Source organism: Gilliamella sp. BG7, from assembly GCF_046635565.1.
Classification (GTDB): Bacteria; Pseudomonadota; Gammaproteobacteria; order Enterobacterales; family Orbaceae; genus Gilliamella; species Gilliamella apicola_P.
Map to the genome: position 1 here is coordinate 34633 of NZ_JBIDFB010000002.1, position 24682 is coordinate 59314.

At 33.9% G+C, this 24682-nt stretch carries 24 protein-coding genes; 16 read left to right on the plus strand and 8 right to left on the minus strand.

Going from position 1 to position 24682, the window contains the following annotated elements:
- Positions 1-181: 181 nt before the first annotated feature.
- From ACGH49_RS01585 to ACGH49_RS01605, 5 genes are all read right to left on the minus strand, one after another.
- The gene (locus ACGH49_RS01585; protein WP_411588002.1) at positions 182-649 is read right to left on the minus strand and encodes a LysE/ArgO family amino acid transporter; all 468 of its coding nucleotides are present in this window, start codon (positions 647-649) and stop codon (positions 182-184) included.
- A gap of 97 nt (positions 650-746) precedes the next feature.
- Positions 747-2096, minus strand: coding sequence for an APC family permease (locus ACGH49_RS01590; RefSeq protein WP_218058641.1), 1350 nt, complete (start codon positions 2094-2096; stop codon positions 747-749).
- A 112-nt stretch (positions 2097-2208) separates the two neighbouring features.
- Entirely contained in the window at positions 2209-2628 is a 420-nt protein-coding gene (locus ACGH49_RS01595) for an OsmC family protein (protein WP_411588003.1), read from the minus strand.
- Positions 2629-3205: 577 nt separating this feature from the next.
- On the minus strand, positions 3206-4279 hold the full coding sequence (gene mltB, locus ACGH49_RS01600) for a lytic murein transglycosylase B (RefSeq protein ID WP_411588004.1): 1074 nt from the start codon (positions 4277-4279) through the stop codon (positions 3206-3208).
- 55 nt (positions 4280-4334) lie between these two features.
- Entirely contained in the window at positions 4335-5324 is a 990-nt protein-coding gene (locus ACGH49_RS01605; protein WP_411588169.1) for a 2-hydroxyacid dehydrogenase, read from the minus strand.
- Positions 5325-5606: 282 nt separating this feature from the next.
- Between ACGH49_RS01605 and ACGH49_RS01610 the strand changes: the two genes are divergently transcribed.
- Both ACGH49_RS01610 and ACGH49_RS01615 read left to right on the plus strand, forming a co-directional pair.
- Positions 5607-6869 carry an AmpG family muropeptide MFS transporter gene (locus ACGH49_RS01610; protein WP_296207908.1) on the plus strand — a complete coding sequence of 421 codons (1263 nt, stop codon included), beginning with the start codon at positions 5607-5609 and terminating at the stop codon, positions 6867-6869.
- 8 nt (positions 6870-6877) lie between these two features.
- On the plus strand, positions 6878-7549 hold the full coding sequence (locus ACGH49_RS01615; RefSeq protein WP_411588005.1) for an NAD(P)H-dependent oxidoreductase: 672 nt from the start codon (positions 6878-6880) through the stop codon (positions 7547-7549).
- A 64-nt stretch (positions 7550-7613) separates the two neighbouring features.
- Here ACGH49_RS01615 and ACGH49_RS01620 read toward each other — a convergent pair whose 3' ends face one another.
- The gene (locus tag ACGH49_RS01620) at positions 7614-7799 is read right to left on the minus strand and encodes a hypothetical protein (RefSeq protein ID WP_065607995.1); all 186 of its coding nucleotides are present in this window, start codon (positions 7797-7799) and stop codon (positions 7614-7616) included.
- Positions 7800-8163: 364 nt separating this feature from the next.
- On the opposite strand from ACGH49_RS01620, the gene trxB reads away from it, so the two are divergent.
- The 12 genes from trxB to ACGH49_RS01680 all read left to right on the plus strand — a co-directional run bounded on the left by trxB (position 8164) and on the right by ACGH49_RS01680 (position 20278).
- Positions 8164-9117, plus strand: a complete 954-nt coding sequence (trxB, locus tag ACGH49_RS01625) for a thioredoxin-disulfide reductase (protein WP_296207915.1) — start codon at positions 8164-8166, stop codon at positions 9115-9117.
- Positions 9118-9132: 15 nt separating this feature from the next.
- Positions 9133-10848, plus strand: a complete 1716-nt coding sequence (cydD, locus tag ACGH49_RS01630) for a heme ABC transporter permease/ATP-binding protein CydD (protein ID WP_411588006.1) — start codon at positions 9133-9135, stop codon at positions 10846-10848.
- The gene (gene cydC / locus ACGH49_RS01635; RefSeq protein ID WP_411588008.1) at positions 10842-12473 is read left to right on the plus strand and encodes a heme ABC transporter ATP-binding protein/permease CydC; all 1632 of its coding nucleotides are present in this window, start codon (positions 10842-10844) and stop codon (positions 12471-12473) included. The genes cydD and cydC overlap by 7 nt, the downstream gene beginning before the upstream one ends.
- A gap of 644 nt (positions 12474-13117) precedes the next feature.
- The gene (gene rsfS / locus ACGH49_RS01640) at positions 13118-13435 is read left to right on the plus strand and encodes a ribosome silencing factor (RefSeq protein WP_034909992.1); all 318 of its coding nucleotides are present in this window, start codon (positions 13118-13120) and stop codon (positions 13433-13435) included.
- Between the two features lie 4 nt (positions 13436-13439).
- A complete protein-coding gene (gene rlmH / locus ACGH49_RS01645; RefSeq protein ID WP_411588009.1) occupies positions 13440-13910 on the plus strand; it encodes a 23S rRNA (pseudouridine(1915)-N(3))-methyltransferase RlmH in 471 nt (156 codons plus the stop codon).
- 18 nt (positions 13911-13928) lie between these two features.
- Positions 13929-14396, plus strand: coding sequence for an rRNA maturation RNase YbeY (gene ybeY / locus ACGH49_RS01650; RefSeq protein ID WP_065608005.1), 468 nt, complete (start codon positions 13929-13931; stop codon positions 14394-14396).
- A gap of 101 nt (positions 14397-14497) precedes the next feature.
- A complete protein-coding gene (gene corC / locus ACGH49_RS01655; RefSeq protein ID WP_296302358.1) occupies positions 14498-15370 on the plus strand; it encodes a CNNM family magnesium/cobalt transport protein CorC in 873 nt (290 codons plus the stop codon).
- The gene (gene lnt / locus ACGH49_RS01660; RefSeq protein WP_411588011.1) at positions 15363-16904 is read left to right on the plus strand and encodes an apolipoprotein N-acyltransferase; all 1542 of its coding nucleotides are present in this window, start codon (positions 15363-15365) and stop codon (positions 16902-16904) included. Before corC ends, lnt begins: the two co-directional genes overlap by 8 nt.
- A 226-nt stretch (positions 16905-17130) precedes the next feature.
- Positions 17131-18039, plus strand: coding sequence for a glutamate/aspartate ABC transporter substrate-binding protein (locus ACGH49_RS01665; RefSeq protein WP_065611138.1), 909 nt, complete (start codon positions 17131-17133; stop codon positions 18037-18039).
- A 79-nt stretch (positions 18040-18118) separates the two neighbouring features.
- Positions 18119-18853, plus strand: coding sequence for an amino acid ABC transporter permease (locus ACGH49_RS01670; RefSeq protein ID WP_065611140.1), 735 nt, complete (start codon positions 18119-18121; stop codon positions 18851-18853).
- A gap of 1 nt (position 18854) precedes the next feature.
- Positions 18855-19556 (plus strand): ABC transporter permease subunit, encoded by a 702-nt coding sequence (locus tag ACGH49_RS01675; RefSeq protein WP_411588012.1) that lies wholly within the window; start codon positions 18855-18857, stop codon positions 19554-19556.
- Positions 19553-20278: an amino acid ABC transporter ATP-binding protein gene (locus tag ACGH49_RS01680; RefSeq protein ID WP_034910011.1), complete on the plus strand. Its 726-nt coding sequence runs from the start codon at positions 19553-19555 to the stop codon at positions 20276-20278. Before ACGH49_RS01675 ends, ACGH49_RS01680 begins: the two co-directional genes overlap by 4 nt.
- 100 nt (positions 20279-20378) lie before the next feature.
- Here the strand turns inward: ACGH49_RS01680 and recD are convergent, their stop codons facing one another.
- Together recD and ACGH49_RS01690 are read right to left on the minus strand one after the other, a co-directional pair.
- Positions 20379-22229, minus strand: coding sequence for an exodeoxyribonuclease V subunit alpha (recD, locus tag ACGH49_RS01685; protein WP_411588013.1), 1851 nt, complete (start codon positions 22227-22229; stop codon positions 20379-20381).
- 24 nt (positions 22230-22253) lie between these two features.
- Positions 22254-22472: a hypothetical protein gene (locus ACGH49_RS01690; protein ID WP_411588014.1), complete on the minus strand. Its 219-nt coding sequence runs from the start codon at positions 22470-22472 to the stop codon at positions 22254-22256.
- Positions 22473-22709: 237 nt separating this feature from the next.
- Between ACGH49_RS01690 and nadR the strand changes: the two genes are divergently transcribed.
- Together nadR and pnuC are read left to right on the plus strand one after the other, a co-directional pair.
- Positions 22710-23942, plus strand: a complete 1233-nt coding sequence (gene nadR / locus ACGH49_RS01695; protein WP_297225519.1) for a multifunctional transcriptional regulator/nicotinamide-nucleotide adenylyltransferase/ribosylnicotinamide kinase NadR — start codon at positions 22710-22712, stop codon at positions 23940-23942.
- Between the two features lie 6 nt (positions 23943-23948).
- Complete coding sequence (pnuC, locus tag ACGH49_RS01700) at positions 23949-24638, plus strand: nicotinamide riboside transporter PnuC (protein ID WP_065590843.1); 690 nt, start codon at positions 23949-23951, stop codon at positions 24636-24638.
- The last annotated feature ends 44 nt before the right edge of the window (positions 24639-24682 follow it).

Below are 24682 nucleotides of genomic sequence, written 5' to 3' on the forward strand. Positions count from 1 at the left end.
ATCACGGGCAAACGATATAATTAGTTTTTATAAATCAAATCGATTAATAATTTACAAGCGATATACATCATTACAGCACCAATTATCCTGTCCAATATTACCCACATTCTTTTCTTTCTAAATAGCGGTATGAGTAATTTTGCACCATAACCAAGACTAAAAAAACCAGATGAATGAAACACTAACTGCACCAATCAAAAAATGCAAATTTTTGTTCATTAGTTAATGTGCCAGCAATTCCACCCACAATAACAACAGTATCCAAATAGACATGAGGATTAAGTAGTGTAACAGCCAAAGTTGCCAGTACAACTTTTAATAAGTTGTTATTGTTTAGTAAGTTAGATTCTATTTGCATGCTACTTGTGCCTTTAATTGCATTTTTAAACGCACAAAAACCATACCAAACTAAAAAAATCGCCCCAGAGATTGCTAAAATATTAGTAATTAAAGAATTGCTACGAATAAAAGTACCTACCCCAAAAATCACAATTGACATTAAGGCAAAATCACAAACAAAACAAATTGCCGACACATAAAAGATATGATTTTTTAATAATCCTTGCTTGAGTACAAATAAATTTTGAGCACCAATAGCAATAATTAGACTAGCTGAAATAAAAGCACCACGTAATATTTCTAATAGCATTTAGTTATAACACCAGAATAAAGATGGGATAATTTATTATATAATCTAAATGCTATAAGTTTATAACAAACGTATTGAATTTGTTATTTGTTATTTGTTATTTGTTATTTTTCTCTAACCACAATAGCTTGGTTTTATTTTTGTTTAAATAGAGAATGATCATTCCAATAACTAACCAAATAATACCGACCATTTTTGCGTCATTATCAATATGTAATAATACAGGTAATAGCACTAAAATACCTATAATAGGCATAAAGACATCTAAAAACCACGAAAACCATCCTTTTGAGCCTTTTTTAAACTTAAAATAGCCAATTACAGATAAATGTAACATGATAAATGCAGTTAATGCTCCAATATCAACAAATGAGACTAAAGTTGGCAACCCTTTAGCATTATTAGCAGCAATAACAACTAAACATAAATTAAATAGCGCTGCAAATATAATAGCCATTGTAGGTACACCACTTTTTTTTCCCACTTTTGCAAAAAATGAAGGTAAACGTTTGTCACGCCCCATACTGAATAAAAGACGACTTGCTGCGGCTTGTCCAACCATTGCTGCAAATGATGCACCAATAGCTTTCATTAAACCTAGCGCCCATCCTAACCATAAATTAATTTCTTGATTAACAATATGATAGTAAACTTTACCTTGTAGTTCTGGATGACTACGCAAATATTCAGGGTTATAAGGGTTTAGTAAGCTACCGACATAAATTTGTAGCACAAATAAACAACCAGCTAAAATTAAACAACATATAATCGCTTTACTAACTAAATTATGAGGTCCGCCATTTTCTTCTGAAAAAGTAGCAATAGCGTCAAATCCCAAATAAGATAGTACAGCAATAGACACAGCATTAAATAAATTACTCCAACTGAATAAATCACCGCCAATAAAAGGTAGTAACCAATCTCTGTTACTACCATTAGTGGCTATTATCCAAATACCAACAGATAACACAGCAAGTAATATAATAATTTCAAATATCAAGATGATTAACGTAATTTTAGTCGATTTTCTAACACCAACTAAATTCAGCGTAGTAGTTAACATAACAGCTAAACATGTCCATACCCATATTGGTACTTCGGGAATCAATGCATTGAACGATATACCGCTAAATAAGTACGCAACCGCAGGGATAAACATATAATCAAGTAACAGCAACCAGCCTACTAAAAATCCAGCACTAGGATGAATGCCAATAGAACAATAAGCATAAACAGCTCCCGCATGCGGTAAAGCGTTTGCCATTCTGGCGTAAGAAAGCGCGGTAAATGCCATTACAAAAGTTGCTATGATATAAACCAAAGCAACTGCACCATCACTTATCGCATCTAAAACACCAAATAATCCTACAGGTGCTGCTGGACCAATAAAAAGCAATCCCAGAATGACTAAATCCCGGAATCGCATATTTTTATTTAACTGTTGCATAATCATTCTCTAGCGCAATTATCAGTAATTGATGAAATATTAAATGATTAATTCACAACGTGCTAAGATCAGCTTGTTATTAGATTATAATTATTTGTTATAAAAAAATACTTTAGTGATATTCTTTAACCTCATAGGTATAAGACATTTTTGCTGTTTTACCAAGCATGATAGAGGCACTGCAATATTTTTCTGATGCAAGTTTTACGGCTGTTTCGACTGTTTCGTTATCGATATTAATACCCGTAATGACAATATGAAAATTAATTGACGTATACACTTTAGGAGAGGATCCTGCTTGAGTTTTATCAATATCTATCCAAAGATCACGAACATCTTTTTTTTTATTTTTTAAAATCGCAATAATATCATAAGCCATACAACCAGCTACACCATGCAATAAAAGCTCCATAGGGCGAGATCCACGATTACGACCGCCATGTTCAATACCGCCATCCATCACTAGCGAATGCCCACTTGCTGTCTCACCTAAAAAACCAAATTCATCAATCCACTTTAAACGATCTTTCATAATTATCTCCTTTAAATTTATCTTTAAACTTCTTACTAGTTACAAATTTATTAAATAACATAATCGTTTTTAACCAGGCTGTCATTATTTTGATTATTACTTTATTGATCAAATATGACAATGTTAGTGAACTTTTTACTAAGAGAATCATTAAGATCTTTTAAATTATTCAGGTAAAATCACTGTATTATTTGCAACAAATAATATTAGTAATGTGTAATTAAAATCTATGTTCTAATCTTAATCTTTGCTTAATAAATAATTATATAGATTGGGTTACCCTACTCTAAGGATTGAATATGATTTTTAAGTTTATTATCTTCCTTTTGATAGGATCCTTGGCTGGATTATTAGCTAGTATTTTGGTGGTGATGTATTAGTTATTATGCTAGCAAGCATCTCGATGGCTAAAGTAGGTGTACAACTTGCACAAAAATTATCGATTAAAAAATTAATTAAATTTTTTGGTATATTTTATTATTGCTTGCAACGAAATTAATCATTTCTTAAACATCATTAACAAATAAAAAGGCCGCAAAAGCGACCTTATCAGTTTTGATGCAATACCATTAAATGACTATCTTGCTTCTTTAACTGCAAGTCCTAATTGCCAAACAGCCATTGCATAATGGGTGCTATGGTTATAACGAGTAATAGTATAAAAGTTCGGTAATCCATACCAGTATTGATAACGATCGCCCATATCAAGACGCAATAAACTAACTTTTGTATGCCCATCTAATGAACTTTGGGGTTTTAATCCAGCTTTTGCCAATGTTTTAATTGAGTACTTAGTACTAAACCCAGTATCAAGTGATAGTGCTTGACCATCGGCCATCACAGCCACTTTTTTACCTCGTTGCCAACCATGTGACTTAAAATAGTTTGCCACACTACCAATGGCATCAACGGGATCCCATAGATCAATATATCCATCATGATTAAAATCAACAGCGTGGCTTCTAAATGCTGATGGCATAAATTGACCATATCCCATAGCGCCAGCAAATGATCCACTCAAATCAAAGGGATCAACACCCTCATCTCGGCACATAACTAAAAAATCTTCTAATTCGTTAGAAAAATATTGCGCACGTCTTGGATAGTAAAAGGCAAGAGTTGACAAGGCATCAATGATTTTAGTTTTTCCCATCACTCTACCCCAACCTGTTTCAACGCCAATAATGCCAACAATAATTTCAGGTGGCACTCCATATTCATTATAAGCACGCTGTAATTCTTTTTGGTATTGGTTCCAAAATTCAACACCACGAGGAAGGTTGCTTGGTGTAATAAATTTATTTTTATATCGAATCCAAGCACCATTTGGTGCCGTTGGCGAGCTTACTTTTGGAGCTTGTTTATCCATTAAATTAATTACCCAATCAAGTTTATTAGCTTGAGCAAGCACATTACGGAGTTGTTGACGATTAAAACCATGCTTACTGGCCATTCTATCAATAAATTTTTCTTTATCTAAGTCTAATGAAGCACTAGCGATTTTAGATTGATTATGATCTTTTTCCAGATAAACACCGCCTTTAACATTTGCATGTCCACGGTGTTCTTTCATGGGAGATGTTGAAGATCTATTACTACTACAAGCTGCTAGCAATAAAATTGTAATAATAAAGATGGCAATACGCTGCATAAAAAACCCATATATTAAATAATTAAAAATCGAAAACATCATAAGATATTAGTTGTTATTTAACAATGTTTGGGCATGGTTTCCCATCCACAACTTGTTTGATATTATTTAAAGTCGTATCAGAAATATTTAATAATGCTTCTTGTGTTAAAAAAGCCTGGTGACCAGTAAAAATAACATTATGACAAGAAGATAAGCGACGGAACACATCATCTAAAATAACATCATTAGATTTATCCTCAAAAAAGAGATCACGTTCGTTTTCATAAACATCCATGCCTAAAGCACCAATTTTTGTTTTCTTTAATGCATCAATAGCTGCAGTTGCATCAAGTAATGCGCCACGACTTGTATTGATAATCATCACGCCGTCTTTCATCTTTTGGAAAGAATCTTTATTCAATAAATGATAATTTTCAGGGGTCATAGGGCAATGTAAAGTGATAACATCAGATTTTGCATATAACTCATCTAACTCAACATATTGCGCTCCTAATTCAACTGCAACATCATTAGGATAAGGATCATAGGCAAGGATATGCATACCAAAACCTTTCAAAATGCGGATAACCGCTTGACCAATTTTGCCCGTACCAATGACACCAGCAGTACGATTGTGCATATTAAATCCAGTTAATCCATCTAACGAAAAGTTAGCATCACGAGTACGCTGATAGGCTTTATGTGTTCTTCTATTTAACGTCATCATTAAAGCCACTGCATGTTCTGCAACCGCTTCAGGGGAATAAGCGGGCACACGCACTACTGTAATACCTAACTTTTCAGCCTCAGCTAAATCAACATTATCAAACCCAGCACAACGAAGCGCTAAAATCTTAATGCCATAACTTGCTAATTTTTTTAATACTTTTTTATCTACTTCGTCATTTACAAATGCACAAACTGCGTCATAACCTTGGGATGTAACCACAGTTTTACAGCTAAGTTTATGTTCATAATATTCGATATCAAAGCCATATTTTTTATTAGCGATTTCTAAATGTTCTTTATCGTAATGCTTACTACTAAAGACAGCCACTCTAATTGAACTTTTCATATTACTACACCCCTTTTAAATGGTAGTTTGTTAATCTCTTAATTAATTATTAATATTAATTTTATACTGAAACACATGGTTACCGGAAACTTTTTAACAAAGAACAACTAAAATAATGAATCTCTAGCTTTAAAAAAGTTATTGCGCATAACTTTCTTATATTGAAAACATGACTTTGGATAAAACGGTCAATCTTGGCTTGCTGAATTATTTTTTATATGTTGTGTGCTATGATAACACTTTGCCAAAAACTAACAATAAAGTTAAATAATGAATGATTCGCAAAATTCACTTTTAAAAACCATTTTTACTACCAAGATGCTGATCTGCATTTTTACGGGTTTTGCTTCTGGGCTTCCTTTTTATTTATTATTACAGCTATTACCGGCTTGGTTGGAAAGTGAAAGTATAAATATCAAAACGATAGGTATTTTTTCATTAACACAAATTCCCTATATTTTAAAATTTATCTGGTCACCATTTATGGATGGCTTTTCATTGTTTAATTTAGGCAGGCGACGAGGTTGGATGCTTGGTTCTCAAATAGTGCTTATCTTTTCAATTGCAATATTGGGATTTTTTTCACCTTCATTAAATATTTGGTTAATAGCAACCATTTGCTTTATTATTGCACTATTTTCAGCTACACAAGATATTGCACTTGATGCCTTTAGACGAGAGTTATTACTTGATAAAGAATTAGGACTTGGTAATAGTATTCATACCAATGCTTATCGCATTGCAGGTTTAGTACCAGGTTCATTATCACTAATATTATCAAATATCTTACCTTGGAATAGTGTTTTCATCATTACCGCACTATTTATGCTACCCGCTATCATAATGACACTACTAGTAAAAGAGCCGATTAGTCAAACATCCAAAAAACATGATTTCGAAGATGTTATCATTAAACCATTTAGTGAATTTATTACTCGAAATGGACCTAAAACAGCAATATTGATTTTAACATTTATCTTTTTATATAAATTAGGCGATAGCATGGCTACATCCTTAGCCACGCCTTTCTACTTACAAATGGGCTATAGTCGCCCCGACATTGGTTGGATTGCCAAAAATGCCTCTTTATGGCCAAGTGTGTTTGGGGCATTGATGGGGGGCATTTTGATGATCAAAATAGGCATAAACCGAGCATTATGGTCTTTTGGTGTTGTCCAAGTTATATCAATTTTAGGATTTATTTGGCTTTCTATAGAAGGACCTTTTAATACAATAGGAATATTTCAAAAAACGTTATTAGCAATAGTGATAGGGATTGAATCACTTGGTGTCGGTCTTGGTTCGGCTGCTTTTGTAGCGTTTATTGCTAAAACAACTAATCCACTTTATACCGCTACACAATTTGCTTTATTTACCAGCATTGCTTCAGTGCCAAGAACTCTAATTAATGCATCTACCGGTTTTATGGTTGAACACTTAGGATGGACAAACTTTTTTTGGTTATGTTTTATTCTTGCCTTTCCCGGTATGTTATTATTGTTAAAAGTTGCCCCGTGGAATAGCCAATCTTAGGAGAAAATATGGACAAACTAACCCAAGCATTCGACTTTAGACATGCATGTAAAAAATTTGATAATACCAAAAAAATTAGTAATGATGATATTAAATATATTTTAGAAGCGGGTCGTCAATCTCCTTCATCATTTGGCATGGAGCCATGGCATTTTGTGGTTGTTGATAGTCACAAGATAAAAGTTGAATTACGTAATGTTTGCTATAACCAAGAACAAGTTACCAGCTGTTCACATTTTGTAATTGTACTTTACCGCAAAGCCAATAATTTTACGTTACAGAGCGATTATTTACGACAAACAATTGCACGCACCTTACCTGATCCCAATAACCAAACCGATATTGATATTGCCTGTCAAGGATTTATCAATTTTTGCGAACAAGGCTTAGCCGACGGTTTAACCATCAACCACTGGTCAGAAATGCAAGACTATATCGCTAGTGCCAATATGATGACTGCAGCGGCATTTTGTGGTATTGATTCATGTGCTATTGGTGGATTCGATCATGATAAAGTCATAAAGATCCTAGAAAAATATATTCCACAATTTGGTGGCGACTCATTCGGGATAGGACTTTGCTTAGCTTTTGGTTATCGAATTAATGAACCAACAGCGCATATCCGTTGGCCACTTTCAGACTTAACAACGTATCTATCTGATAACAGCGAAACGAATTAAACAATGAACACCTTCAAGCAAGCAACGGCGAATGAAGGTGTAGATAAATAGAAAAAGATTAATATTATTCTATTGTTTGATAAAGCGCTTCGGCTTCAGATGAAGCTGAATCCATAATAAAGGAAATTCCAGATAAAATATTACCAATCTGAGGATCAGTAATATTTTGTTGTACTGAGTTTAAAATCTCTTGAGCCCAATTAATTTTTGTAAGTACAGCTTCGACACTTTTTTTTGAAGGATTACTCATCTTCTCTCCTACTGTTAGGATGTTAACTAAACCAATAATCAAAAATATCTTATTAAATAATAAAAAAATTTCAGATAAAGGATATCCGGATAAGAAAATCGCATATTCTAAACAGTAAAAACAAAAACAAAAATTAATGTAGTTTAAATAAAGAATAAATGTATTTAAAATAATTGAAAATAAAAAGATAAAATTTTAGTTTAATTATAATTAACGCAATACAAAAAAGCCTATTATGATTACCTATTGCTACAATAAACAATTCTTTTACATTATAACGATTGATAATGTTAGACTTATTGGCAATAAATTGCGTTAATTTTGCCCAAAATTGTCAAAATTTTAAAATAAGTAAGGATTTAAAATGAAAACCAAACATGCTCGTTTATTAATACTTGGCTCTGGTCCTGCCGGTTACACTGCTGCTGTTTATGCCGCACGAGCTAACCTTTCACCCGTGTTAATTACCGGAATGCAAGAAGGTGGGCAACTAACTACCACAACCGATCTTGAAAACTGGCCAGCCGGTGCTCCTGATTTAACAGGACCAGAATTAATGGTTAAGATGAAAGAACATGCAGAAAGATTTAATACTGAAATTATTTTAGATCAAATTGATCGCGTTGATTTTAGCACAAAGCCATTTAAGCTTTATGGTAGCGAAACGCAATACAGTTGTGATGCGCTTATTATTGCAACTGGCGCATCAGCGCAATACCTTGGTTTACCGTCAGAAGAAGCATTCAAAAGTAAAGGTGTGTCGGCTTGTGCTACCTGTGATGGATTTTTCTATCGCAATCAAAAAGTTGCCGTAGTGGGTGGTGGCAATACCGCGGTTGAAGAAACGCTTTATTTAGCCAATATCGCGAGTGAAGTACATTTAATTCACCGTCGAGATACCTTTAGAGCAGAAAAAATCTTAATAGATCGCTTAGAGCAAAAAATTAAAGAAGGTAAAGTTATCCTACATACTCATCGTGTAGTTGATGAAGTTTTAGGGGATAACATGGGAGTAACTGGAGTTAGAATCCGTAGCTCACAAGATCCTAATATTACCGAAGAGTTATCGGTTTTAGGCGTGTTTATCGCTATTGGCCACAAACCAAACACCGCTATATTTGAAGGTCAACTTGAACTAAATGGCGGTTATATCAAAGTACAATCAGGCACGCAAGGCAACGCTACTCAAACCAGTATCGAAGGGATTTTTGCTGCTGGTGATGTAATGGATCATGTCTATCGTCAAGCAATCACTTCAGCAGGTACAGGCTGTATGGCTGCTTTAGATGCAGAACATTATTTGGATAATTTAAAATAAGCAGTAAAGATCTTTATGTCATTAGATAAAAAACGCCAGACCTATCTACTTGGCTGGTTAAAACAGCAAGCAAAAATGCATAAAACTAATTTGCGTGCTTCAATTTTAACCGGCTTGGTTTTAACTATATTAGTTATTATTCAATCTGCATTACTTGCTGTAATTTTGCAAAAAATTATTATTGAACAACACTATTTTGTGGATATTCTGCCTTTTTTTGGCGCACTAATTGCAGTGTTACTTGGTCGAGCAGGCTTAATTTATCTACGCGAAAAGATCAACTTTGCCATAGGCAAAAAAGTTCGTCAGCAAATTCGACAGCAATTAATTGATCAACTTGAGTTGCATGGGCCTGCTTATTTAAATCAAAGCACGATCGGCGCATGGAGTACGTTGCTTATTGAACAAGTTGATAAATTGCATGACTTTTTTGCCCGTTATCTTCCCCAAATGCGATTGGCAGGCATGGCACCGATTTTAATCTGTATTGCTATCTTCCCATTTAACTGGGCTGCTGCTACAATTTTGCTTTGCACCGCCCCCCTGATTCCTATTTTTATGATTTTAGTGGGAATGGGAGCCGCTGATATTAATCGTCGTCATTTTAAAGCGCTCGCATATTTAAGCGGTCATTTTTTAGATCGTTTAAAAGGACTCAATACCATTCGATTATTCAACCAAGGCGAAAAACAAACTAACGAAATAGCCATTGCCTCTGAAGATTTTCGTATTAAAACTATGCAAGTGCTCAAAATAGCCTTTTTATCTTCAGCCGTATTGGAGTTTTTTACTTCTATTTCAATCGCCATTGTGGCGGTTTATTTTGGATTTTCGTATTTAGGCGAATTCGATTTTGGTGCATATAATGGAACTGTTACTTTATTTGCTGGTTTTTTTGCGCTAATGTTAGCCCCTGAATACTTTCAACCTTTACGTGATTTGGGCACTTACTATCATGCCAAAGCTGAAGCAATCGCAGCAGCAGATAATATCGAAAGTTTTTTAAGTAAAAAAATCGCACCAAAACAAGCCAATAATAATATAACAAACATAAAATTGACTGAACCATTAAAAACAATTGAAGCAGATAATTTAATTGTATTATCTAACGAACAACAACCTATCGTTGGTCCATTATCGTTTAGCTTGCAAGCACCATTTAAATTAGCTCTAATAGGAACTAGTGGCGAGGGTAAAACTTCGTTAATGCAAGTACTACTCGGTTTTTTACCTTATCAAGGCTCACTAAAGATTAATGGTATTGAATTTAATCAATTAGATATTAATGATTGGCAACTGCAAGTAAGCTGGATTGGTCAAAATCCTTACTTGATTAATGGTACTATCCGTGAAAATATTTTATTGGGTAAACAAAATGCAACTAACCATGAACTGGATAACGTGATAGCCAAAACCCAATTGACCGAAGTTATTGCTAAATTACCACAAGGCATTAAAACCCAAGTTGGCGAAGATGCGGTACGTTTATCAGTTGGACAAGCACAGCGGATCGCCTTAGCCAGAGCAATGCTAAAATCTTGTCAATTATTGATTCTTGATGAACCAACTGCTAGTTTAGATAAACAAACCATCCAAAATTTGGATCAGCAACACATTGCCCCGAATAGCATTACAATTACTCATCAAACAGATGACATGCAAGATTTTAAACAAATCTGGCAATTGGCTAATGGTAAGCTACACTGTGATATCAAGGGGGATTTATGCTAGCTATATTACGCCCTTATATCGCACTATATAAACACTATTTTGGGCAAATTTTATTGGGATTATTTTTGTCAATTCTTACCCTACTTGCCAGCGTATTTTTGCTATCATTATCAGGGTGGTTTTTGGCTTCTACCGCTTTTGTTGGCGTTGCAGGTTTGTATACTTTCAATTATATGTTGCCTGCTGCTGGTGTTCGTGCTGCGGCAATTATTCGAACCGCCGCTCGCTATATGGAGCGTTTAGTTGATCATAATACTACATTTAAAATCTTAGCTTATTTAAGAACGTTAGCTTTCCGTAAGATTTTGCCCTTAAGTGCCAATCAATTAGCCCACTACCAACGGGCTGACTTGCTTAATCGCTTTATTGTCGATATTGACGCACTTGATCACTTATACCTAAAACTTTTTTCACCTATTGTAACCGCACTTGTTACCATTGTTGTTTTGTTTATTGGGTTAGCAAATATAAACTTACCTATTGCGTTAATTATTACTATTATCCTTACAACCACCTTACTTGTGGTTCCGGTCATTTTTTATCAAGCAGGAAAACAACTCGGCAAAACACTAGCCAAACAACAAAGTGAATATCGTTTATTATTAATTAATTATCTACAAGGACAAGCTGAACTTATCCTATTTAATGCACAACCACGCTATCGTGCTAAACTTGATAAGCTTGAATCAAACTGGCTTTATAACCAGCAACGTCAATCAACATTAATGGCACTATCAAGCGCATTGATTGTGCTGATTGCTGGATTTTTAACGTTGCTTGTTCTATGGCTAATTACCCAATACACCCTATCCCCTTTAGTAGCACTATTTGTATTTGTTAGTCTTGCAAGTGCTGAAATACTCATGCCAATTCCTAGCGCATTTATCTTTTTAGGGCAAGTACTGACTTCCGCAACACGCACAACGGGTATTTTTAATCAAACACCCGACATTCAATTTGTTTCTAAAGGTAAAGCGATAGATTTAACTACGGCAAAATTAAAATTTGAACAAATTAATTTCAGCTACCCAAATCAACCTTTTGCGATATTAACTGATTTTTCCTTAACGGTTGAACAAGGTGAACATATTGGAATAATTGGTAAAACAGGTTGTGGTAAATCAACATTATTAAGCCTAGTAAATCGGACTTGGGAGGCAAGCTCCGGCAATATTTATTTTAATGATACCCCAATAAATCAACTGGATGAAAAAACTTTGCGACAAGCCATTGCAATGGTTCCGCAAGTTATTACTATTTTTAGTGAGACTTTACGGAAAAATTTACTCATTGGTAATCCTAATGCAACTGATCAACAGCTTATTGAGGTTCTATATCAAGTTGAATTGGACAAATTACTAACTACAGAACAAGGTTTAGATATGCTAATTGGACAAGGCGGACGTACTTTATCTGGCGGTGAAATTCGCCGTATAGGCATTGCAAGAGCATTACTGCATAATTCCCCTTTAATTTTAATGGATGAACCAACAGAAAGCCTTGATCAACGAACAGAACAACAAATTATCCAATTGATAAAACAAACATGCAAAGATAAAACACTAATCATGGTTACGCATCGTTTGACTGATAATCCGCTGTTTGATCGAATTATTTCGCTTTAATAAATGGTTTAATTTATATGTCATTCATTGCTGATAAAGGGCAATATTAACTTTCGGAAATTGTAAAAAACTAAAAGTTTTCCTTATAAATATGTTCAGGTAAATAATTAATTTTTAATTAAATCAGAATATTATAATAAAACAACTTAAATGTAGCCTCTTTTTTTGGGGGGTAAGTTGTGATATTTAAAATAGTTACACGAAACCTTTCCAAAATCCGATTAATATTTTGAAAAGAAAATCAAATTTTTCTTTTTTTGTTTAAAACTTATATTGCGGAAGCTGCATCCTTTAGGATGCTTCCACCTATGTGTCACAATTACAACCCATATATCTATGTTTATTAGCTATAATTTCAGCAGTTTTCTTCTATGCGGTTTTATTGCCGTTAACAAAGGTGCTAACTGAATTTAGAATAAATAGAGAAAAAAGAAAACAGATAATTAAAAATCGCCTTTTCGGGTAGATTTAAATAATACTATTTTGCAATTTAGCAAACAAATATTAATAAAGGAGTATGAATTATATTGCTCAATATCGATATATTTGTCACCTCCAAATAAATATATACACAAATTATTCATCACCGTTATTTTTAAAATATATGCTATAATGGCGCTTTATTTTTAATAAAAAGAGAGATTATTTTGCAGCAGTCGTTACAAGATTTTATTATTGATAAGATTGATGATCTAAAAGGAAAAGACATTGTTACCCTTGATGTTCGTGGCAAATCAAGTATTACCGATTATATGATTATTTGTACTGGCACTTCAAACCGTCATGTTTCCTCTATTGCTAACCATTTACTTGATGAAGCAAAAAAACAAGGCCATTTGGTGTTAGGTAGCGAAGGTAAAAGTGATGCCGATTGGGTCGTAGTTGATATGGATGCGGTCATTGTACATATAATGCAAGAAGAAAGCCGCCAGCTTTACGAACTTGAGAAGCTTTGGAGTTAATCACGTGAAGATACAGCTTATTGCTGTTGGCAATAAAATGCCAAACTGGGTTACCACTGCTTTTAATGATTATCAATCACGATTTCCTAAAGATATGCCTTTAGAGTTTATTGAAATCCCCGCTGGAAAACGTACCAAAAATGCAGATATTGTACGGATTTTAGATAAAGAAGGCGAAGCAATGTTAAGTGCCTGTGGTAAAGGCAATCGCATTGTGACTCTTGATATTCCAGGTAAACCTTACACAACGCATAATTTAGCTGAACAATTAGAACGTTGGAAAGTAGATGGCCGTGATGTGAGTTTATTAATTGGTGGACCTGAGGGGTTATCTCCTTCTTGCAAAGCGGCGGCGGAACAGAGTTGGTCACTGTCGCCACTTACCCTACCTCATCCTTTAGTGCGGGTTATTGTAGCTGAAAGCCTTTACCGTGCATGGAGTTTAACCACTAATCATCCTTATCATCGTGAATAATAAAGTAAGGTAAATATGATGAGCGCAATTATTTTAGATTTGCAAATTGCTACAGAAGATAACCAAAATTTACCTACCGAAGCGCAAATTATGCAATGGTTAGAGGTTATTTTACCTCAGTTTATGGATAACGCCGAGCTCACTATCCGTATTGTCGATAAACAAGAAAGTCAGCAATTAAATTGTACCTATCGTCATAAAGATAAACCAACTAACGTTTTATCTTTTCCGTTTGAATCCCCAATCGAGATCGATGTTCCTTTATTGGGTGATCTAATTATTTGTAAACAAGTGGTTGAAGCTGAAGCTGAGCAACAACATAAATCATTAACTTCGCACTGGGCACATATGATTGTGCATGGTTGTTTACATTTACTCGGTTATGATCATATTCTTGACGAAGAAGCTGAAGAAATGGAAAATATCGAAATTGATATTATGCAACAATTGGGATTTGAAGATCCTTATCAACCCGTTGATGAATAAAAATACTCAATGGGCAGTTTAGTTCGATGGCAATTTAGCTAACTAAACAAAATATATAAAATAATTTAAATTAATAACAAAGTAAGAAAGGAAAAGAGCAAATGAGTGATGATAATCACCGGAGACCTAAAAAAGGGTTTGCATTATGGTTAAGTCAGTTATTTAATTCGGAACCCAAAGATAAAGAAGAATTGATCGAAGTAATTCGCGAAGCCGAAGAAAACGAACTTATTGATCCTGATACCTTGGATATGATTGAAGGGGTAATGGATATAGCAGAACAACGCGTTCGCGATATTATGATTCCCCGCTCTCAAATTGTTACCATAAAAGACAATTATTCACTTGATGAGTGTCTAGATATTATTTCTGAACATGGGCATTCTCGTTATCCTGTTATTAGTGAAGATAGAGATCACATAGAAGGCATTTTATTGGCTAAAGATCTTTTGATTTTTATTCGCCAAGGTATTGATAATTTCGATCTTAAAAAAATTCTCAGACCAACCGTTGTTGTTCCCGAAAGTAAACGTGTCGATCATATGTTAAAAGAGTTTCGTATGCAGCGCTATCATATGGCAATGGCTATTGATGAATTTGGTGGTGTTTCGGGGCTTGTGACTATTGAAGATATTTTAGAACTCATCGTGGGCGATATTGAAGATGAGTATGATGAAGTTGAGGATCGCGATATTCGTCGCTTAACGCAATCGGTTTATACTGTGCGAGCCCTCACTCCAGTGGAAGATTTTAATGAAATATTTTCAACTGATTTTAGTGATGATGAGATGGATACCATTGGAGGACTGGTAATGCAACATTTTGGACGCTTACCCTTACGCGGTGAAATCATTACCATTGACGGCTATCAATTTAAAGTTACCATTGCAGATCGAAGACGAATCATTCAATTGCATGTGACTATTCCTGATGGGGCTACCGTGCCTAATTTAGAGTTACCTGAAAATGCTTAAAAAAATATTATTAAGCCTAATTTTTGGTGGTATAGCAGTTTTTAGTTATGCTCCATTTCATATTTGGCCTTTAGCTTTTGTATCGTTTGCCGGTCTTTTATGGCTGATTGCCGATAGCTCTAAAAAACAAGCTATGTTACTGGGATTAAGTTGGGGCATTGGCTATTTTGCCGCTGGGATCCATTGGGTTTATATCAGTATTAAGCAATATGGAGAGTTACCCACCCCCATTGCTATTATCATTTTAGGTTTTTTAATCCTATACTTGTCTCTCTATCCTATGCTATTTGCTTTTCTATTAAGGATGGCAAATCGTTTTGCTGGACAATTTTCATTTAAACAACTTATATTTCTTGCTCCTATGCTTTGGCAATTAACCGAATTCTTACGAGGGTATATTTTAACCGGATTTGCTTGGTTGCAACTCGGTTATAGCCAACTAGACAGTCCGTTAAAAGGCTATTTTCCTGTATTGGGGATTGATGGAGTCAATTTACTGCTAACAATTTTGTGTGGATTATTTGTTTATTGCATAAAAACAATAAATAACAAAATGCACAGGAAGCATATACTTGGTGCATTAATTGCACTACTTGCGATATTATTTGCACCGGTTTTATTCAATAATATTAATTGGACTAAAGTTAATGAAACACGTTCAGCTAATTTTGTTTTAATTCAAGGGAATATTTCGCAATCAATTCGTTGGACAAAAGAGCAACTTAATGACACATTACAAACCTATACAAAACTGACTAAACAAAACTTTGGTAAAGATAAAATTATCATTTGGTCAGAGGCCAGCATCACCGATTACGAAATAAATCAACAATCTTTTTTACAATATCTGGATAACGAAGCACGAGCCCATGATTCTGAAATAGCTGTTGGTATTATTGATTATCGCTTTGGTGAAGATGGTTATCAATCTAATGGATATATCTACAATACTTTATTAGTATTAGGAGAAAAGGAGCCTTACCAATATCCAACTATCAACCGTTATAAAAAACACCATCTAGTACCCTTTGGGGAGTTTACACCGTTAGAATCAGTACTTGAACCAATTGCTGAACTGCTCAACATTCCTATGTCCTCAATGAAATCTGGCGAAACAAAACAACCTCAATTACAAATAAAAGGCTTTAAATTTACCCCAGCCATTTGTTATGAAGTGATTTTATCTAATTTAATATGGCAAAATTTTTCTCCAGATACAGATTTTTTACTTACTGTTTCAAACGATGCTTGGTTTGGTGATAGTATTGGACCTAAACAACATTTACAAATGGCGCAAGCTAGAGCGCTTGAATTTGGTAGACCTTTAATTCGTAGTACTAATACGGGAATTACTGCAATTATTGATCCACATGGTAATATTGTTAAAAAATTACCGCAATTTGAAACAGGCGCATTATCTGCATCTGTATCACCAACAACTGGCCTAACGCCTTATGCTATATGGGGAAATTGGCCTTATTTAGTAGTAATGGCATTAATGTTTATTTCACTTTTTATAAAAAAACGTTCATAGTTCAAAATGTTGGCATAATTATTGCTTAAATATAACTAAGGTTTAATAAGTCTTGTTATAATCAATAATCTAATATTGCGTTAATCACTGGTTACATCTAGCTCCAATAATAGATAAATAACTAGTAAAAAGTACTTTTATGCTAAAAAATAAGTTATAATATACACCCTTTGTAAAAATATTAAAATTATTTAATATGATACAAACCAATCAGTAGGAGACCAGTATGAACAAAAAGACAAAATTAACCAAATTAGTATTATCATTTGCAATGTTAGGACTAATGACCGGTTCGGCTGTTGCAGAAGAACTGAGTGGTACATTAGCAAAAATTAAAGATAGTGGTGTTATTGTTGTTGGTCATCGAGAATCTTCTATTCCATTCTCCTATTATGGTGATAATCAAGAAGTAATTGGTTACTCACAAGATTATTCGAATTTAATCGTCGATGCGGTTAAAAAAGAATTAAACTTACCTGATCTTAAAGTAAAATACTTACCGATTACTTCTAAGACTCGCATTCAACTGCTTAACAACTATACCTATGATTTCGAATGTGGTTCGACAACTAACAATCTTGAACGCCAAAAAACAGTTGATTTTTCAAACAGTATTTTTATTGTTGGTACGCAATTCCTTGTTAAAGCGGATAGCAACATCAATAGTATTGAAGATCTAAAAGGTAAAAACGTGGTAACTACTGCAGGTACAACTTCTGAAATCCGTTTAAACCGAATCAACATGAAAAATAATTTAGGTATTCGTATCATTACACCAAAAGATCATGGTGATGCATTTAATGCATTAGAAACAGGTCGAGCTGTAGCATTATTGATGGACGACGCACTACTTGCAGGTGAACGTTCTCGTGCTATTAATCCAGCTGAATGGAAAATTGTTGGTGAACCGCTTTCTTATGAAGCTTATGGTTGTATGTTGAGAAAAGGCGATACTCAATTTAAACAATTGATGGACAAGACTATTGCTGATACGCAAAAATCAGGAAAGGCTTTAGAATCATATAATAAATGGTTTACTCAACCCGTTCCACCAAAAGGCGCAAATATGAGTCTTGAAATTTCGCCTAAAATGGTTGAGCTATTTGCCAATCCTAATGATAAAGCATTAGATTAATACTTTTCTTATCTTTCTAATCCAATGTACTAAATCAATTGCATTTAGTACATTATCTAAATTAGTGAATTAATATATTATGAGTTTTAATTGGACCCTATTTTTTGAACATACTCCTTATGGTGATGGGATTTATTTAAATTGGCTATTAGATGGCATTTTTGTGACAGTTTCATTAGCAGCCACTGCTTGGATCATTGCTTTTGTGCTAGGGTCACTTGTGGGGATATGTAGAACTTTAGAAAATCAGTTTCTAAATAACTTTGCAGCGGGTTATATTCAGCTATTTCGTAATATACCATTGCTTGTTCAAATGTTTTTGTGGTATATGATACTACCGATAATATTAAGTGGTAGTCTACGAATTTGGTTTACTTCTTACTTATCGCCAAATATAAGCGCATTTATCACTGCTGCTATTGCTTTAGGACTATTTACATCTGCGCGTATAGCAGAACAAGTACGAACAGGTATTCAAACTTTACCTAAAGGCCAACGATATGCCGCTATTGCACTTGGTTTAACTAATCGACAAGCTTATATGTACGTTTTATTACCAAATGCATATCGACGAATTATTCCACCATTAACATCAGAGATGACCAATATTATTAAAAATTCATCGGTTGCATCAACAATAGGATTAATTGATTTAATTGGTGAAATTGATCGCATTAATGAGTCAACCAATAGCATTATCGAAATATTGTGTGGTGTCACGATTGCCTTTATGCTGATTAACTATGTGGTGATTACTGTCATGCGAATCGTTGAAAAACATACTCGTTTACCTAATATGAATCATGGAGGATAAGATGCAGTTATTTCATTGGATTGCCAATATACCTTCATTAGTATTAGATAACTATCACTTATTATTAAGTGGATTATGGTTAACAACCAAAATCACCTTTACTGCTGTGGTTTTCGGTATTATTTGGGGAACAGTATTGGCATTAATGCGTTTATCAAATAATAGAGTGCTTAACATTTTTTCTAAATGCTATGTCAACTTATTCCGCTCTATTCCACTATTATTAGTGTTGTTGTGGTTCTATTTAGCACTCCCTCAAGTTATTAAATACCTATTTAACTTGCCAACTTATGCGGATGTGCGTATTGCTTCAGCGATGATTGCTTTTGCGCTGTTCGAAGCTGCGTATTATTCTGAAATCATTCGTGCGGGTATCAATGCTGTTGCCAAAGGTCAATATCATGCAGCCTATGCATTAGGTATGACTAAAAGCCAAGCAATGCGTTTAATTATTTTACCGCAAGCATTTAGATCTATGGTGCCATTGTTATTGACACAAGGTATTATCTTATTCCAAGATACCTCTCTAGTTTATGTCATGAGCTTAATTGATCTATTTGGCGCAAGTGTGTCGCAAATTGGTAATACACAAGGTGGTACCGTCAAGTATTCTATGATTATTTTTGCAGCTGCAAGTTATTTTATAATTTGTTTTACTGCTTCATGTTTGGTTAATTATTTCAAGAAAAGGATTACTCGATGATCTCCTTAGAAAATATTTCAAAATGGTATGGACAATTTCAGGTATTAAAAAACTGCACCACTCGAGTTGGTAAAGGCGAAGTTGTTGTTGTTTGTGGTCCTTCAGGTTCAGGAAAATCAACCTTGATAAAAACTGTAAATTGTTTAGAGCCTGTACAAAAAGGCAAAATTATTATTGATGGAACAGAAGTTACAAATAAAGCGACTAACTTAGCTAAATTACGATCCAAAGTAGGTATGGTATTTCAACACTTTGAACTGTTTCCACATTTAACTATTTTAAAAAATCTAACACTTGCACAAATTAAAGTGTTAGGTCGAACAGACGAAGAAGCTCGAGAAAAAGCGCTTAATCTTTTAGAGCGTGTTGGTTTACTTGCCCATGCAGATAAATACCCTGCTCAGCTTTCTGGTGGTCAACAACAACGTGTAGCGATCGCTCGTGCGTTATGTATGGATCCTATTGTTATGTTGTTTGATGAACCAACCTCAGCACTAGATCCTGAAATGGTAAACGAGGTGCTAGATGTTATGGTTGAACTGGCTTATGAAGGTATGACTATGATGGTGGTTACTCATGAAATGGGCTTTGCGCGTAAGGTAGCCCACCGAGTTATCTTTATGGATGCTGGTGAAATTATTGAAGATACCTCAAAAGAGCAGTTCTTTACTAATCCACAATCAGATCGTGCTAAAGACTTCTTAGCTAAAATTATCCATTAATTTAATTATTACAGGGCTTTTAGCCCTGTTTTATTATTTCTTCCTCGAATTACACATCATCTTTCAAAAAATAAACTCAAATATGCTTATCAAAACAGAATCAGCTATTATTTTGCAATAAACTGACTAAACCACTATGTCTTTGCGTTTGTGATTTAATTGCTTGTAACAAGATAGCTTCAGTCGCATAAATTGAAACCGTTTTTTTAGCACGGGTAATGGCAGTATAAAGTAAAGAACGATTAAGTAACGGCGAATTATCAGTTGGTAGGATAATATTTACATCATCGAACTCTGAACCTTGTGATTTATGAATCGTCATGGCATAAGCCGTTTCATGTTCGGGTAATCGAAATGGAGAAAATCCTTTAATAGATCCATCAGCAAAAGGGAAATAAACACGCAATTTTGAACTATCATGCTCGGCTTTTAATGTAATGCCAATATCACCATTATATAGCCCTAATGAAGCACTATTACGTAATATCATGATGGGTCGACCAACATACCATGCTTCTTTATTTTTCAAATAAATTAATTTGTTTTTGGCTAAAAGTAATTCAATTTGTTTATTTAAACCTTCGACACCAAAATGTCCTTCTCTGACAGCACAAAGTAAGCGATATTCAGCAAATTTAGATAAAACCAACGCTATATTATTAGTTCCATTCGGCTTAATCACATTTAAATAATGTTTATAATGATTAATACTATCGTGTAAAATATCTTCATAAGCCTGTTGTGAAGAAAGAGCATGATACTGAATATCACTCAATGATTCATCTAATAACAATTTTTTAACAGAAGTTGAGCACCCAGCTTTGACTGCATTAGCCAACAAGCCAATACCAGATGATTTGTTAAAACGATAACTTTTTTGTAATAAGCAAATGCTATCAGTAATTTTTGCTGTTTGCTGGCAAGCTGGCACATCATAACCAGTCAATTGACTTAGCTCTTTTGCCCGTGCTTCGCTATAACCATGCAAAATAAAGGTACAAAGGTCACCAAACACAGCTCCGGCTTCAACTGATGAAAGTTGATCTTTATCACCTAACAAAATTAAACGAGCAGAATTAGGTAATGCTTCAATTACTCTTGCCATCATATTTAAATCAACCATAGATGCTTCATCAATGACTAACACATCGACATGCAATGGATTATTCTTATCATGCTTAAATGAACGATTATCTGCTTTTGCACCTAATAAACGATGTAAAGTGATTGCTTCTGCTTTTATATTTAGTGATGCAAAATCGAGTTGATCGATTGTGCGTCTCAGTGATTCAGTTAACCTTGATGCCGCTTTTCCTGTAGGTGCCGATGTAATAATTTGAGCATGCGGATTGGTTAACAAAATTCCGGCTAAAATTTTGGCAACAGTAGTTGTTTTACCCGTACCTGGTCCACCAGAAATAATAGCAACTTTGCGTGTTAACGCAGCAGCAACTGCTACTTTTTGCCAATCAATTTCGGTTTGATTCTGAATAAAAAGTTGATTAAGTACAGTGGTTAAATCAGTATTGTAGCTAAGTTCTTTATCTAAATCTGTATGATTGAAATATTGAGCTACATTTTGTTCATCTAACCACATTCTTTGAAAATAAAGTTTATTTTCAATAAAAATAAGCGGAGACAAATTTGTTCCATCACTCACAACCTGACTATCATAAGCTTGTTCAAGAGCAATTTTCCAATCTTGCGCATTTGGCGAATCTAATTGTAACCAAAGCTGTGATTCAATCGTTGATTCATCTAAATAAGCAAGATCAAGGCAAACATGACCAGATCTTACCTCTTTACTAAGCGACATAACTAAAAAGCTAAATCGTTTAATAGTAATATCATCATTTAACTTTGCTTTATGTGTTAAAAACGTTGCCAAATGAATATCAAGCAAACTACTTTGGCTATTTTGTTTAAATTGGCTTAACCACTCGTTTAACATATTCTATTTCTGTTATTAACTTACTTATAAACCAATTATATCGTTAACTTTATCTTTTGGATAAGTCAGTTTAAAACTTAAGTTAAGATTTTTATTTTCGCCTTTGGTCAACAATACTTTTGATTGCCCTTGTAATTCTGCACCTTGCAAAAAAAGCTTGACTTTATTAAGTGTTACATTATTTTTTGCAAAAACACTGCTAGAAGCAAATGCAATTAAAAAAGCTAATTTCTGAATTTTCATATAGTTCCTTTAAAATAAAAACTAATTTATAACTATTTAAAAATAATTATGTTATAAGTTAAATGGCACATGATTCTCTCTAACAATGGTAATAAAGTAGTTATTCTATCTGTTTAATTGCTATTAATTTTAACATAGTTGTACAAAAAATAAATTATTTTTTGTTTAATATATTGAACAAAAACTAAAAATAGTTTATATTTCGTTTAAGATAAAAAACCAAATAAGGGATATTCTATGAGTAACTTCAATTATCTAAAAAAAGCAATCAAACGTAAGAATATATCTTTACAAACTGTCGCCGATGCTTGCCAAATGACTAAAGGTTATCTTAGTCAACTCATTAATGATAAAATTAAAAATCCGAGCGCACAAAAATTACAATCACTCCATCAATATTTACAAATTGAAGAACCAAACAAAAATAAAAAAGTAGGGGTGATTTTTGGCAAATTTTATCCTTTACATACTGGGCATATTTATCTTATTCAGCGAGCAATTAGTCAGGTTGATGAGTTATATGTTATTCTTTGCTCTGATACTCAACGCGACGAAGCGCTTTTTAAACAAAGTGCTATGTCTCGCCAACCAACTATTAATGATAGAATTCGTTGGCTACTGCAAACTTTTAAATATCAAAAAAATATCCACATTGAATTATTAGAAGAAGACGGCATTCCAGCTTACCCAAATGGCTGGCATGAGTGGAGTGAACGAGTAAAGAAACTATTTCAAGAAAAAGGCATAAAACCAGATTATGTTTACTCAAGTGAACCGCAAGATGTCGCTATGTATAAAGATTTGTTTGATCTAGAAACTGTCTTAATTGATCCAAAACGACAATTTATGCAAATAAGTGGTACTCAAATCCGTCAAGCACCGCTGAAAAACTGGCAATACATTCCAACCGAAGTTAGACCTTTTTTTGTTAGAACCGTTGCCATTTTAGGGGGAGAATCTAGTGGTAAATCAACTTTAGTTAATAAACTAGCAAACGTATTTAACACAACCAGTGCATGGGAATATGGTCGGGATTATGTATTTTCTCAACTTGGCGGGGACGAACGCGCATTACAGTATGCTGACTACGATAAAATCGCATTAGGGCATGCACAATATATCGATTTTGCCATAAAACATGCCAATAAAGTTTCGTTTATTGATACCGATTTTGTGACAACTCAAGCTTTTTGTAAAAAATATGAAGGTAAAGAACATCCATTTTTACAAGCTATGATCAATAACTATCGTTTTGATTTAGTGATTTTACTCGGTAATAACACGCCATGGGTCGCTGATGGTTTACGTCATTTAGGCAGTCCAAAACAACGTAAAGATTTTCAAAAACTATTAATAACGTTATTAGAAAAAAATAATATCAAATATATAGAAATAGAATCTCCCGATTACGAAGAACGTTATTTACGCTGCATTGAACTAGTTAATCAACTTATTAATGATGAAGAGTAATAAATTATGAATAAATTAAGCAATCTTGCCATTTTAATTGGACGTAATAAATTCTATCCATTTTTTTGTATATTATGTGTAACACTAGCATTTTTATACACTGACCCATTTACTGAATTTGATTTACGCTATGCTACTTCTTACATAGGCGCTTTTTGCGGTCTGCTATGCGTTATCTTATTAGCAAAACGTAAAAACATGGGAAATGTATTAGGTATGTTTGCCGTAGTTGCAGAATGTTGTGCTAATGTTCTTGGCGGCAATATTGGTGCAGGACTACCGCCAGTCTACTATTTTTGTTCACACATCTATGGTTTATTCACTTGGCAAAAGAACCTTGATAATAATAAAAACGTTAAAGTTCGCTCACTCAATGAAACCACATTTTTATATACAATCATATTTCTTATTATTGCCGCTTTTATTAATATTTATTTAACGGATAAAATTGGTGTAACTAATACAACCTACCAACTAATAACTAACTGTTTTATATTTGGTCTAGGCATTGTTGCTCAATTATTATTGATGATGCGATATGCGTTTAACTGGTATTTATGGGTTATATTAAATGTACTGGTAATTGGTTTAAATATCTATACCGACAATATCATTATCGCAACACAATATTTAATTTATCTGTTTAATGCCATTTATGGAATTTGTGAATGGAAACGCTCTGAGCAGCCAGAGTAAATATTCTAATTTTGTTAAAAAGTTTCAGGAAAGACTGTGTTTAA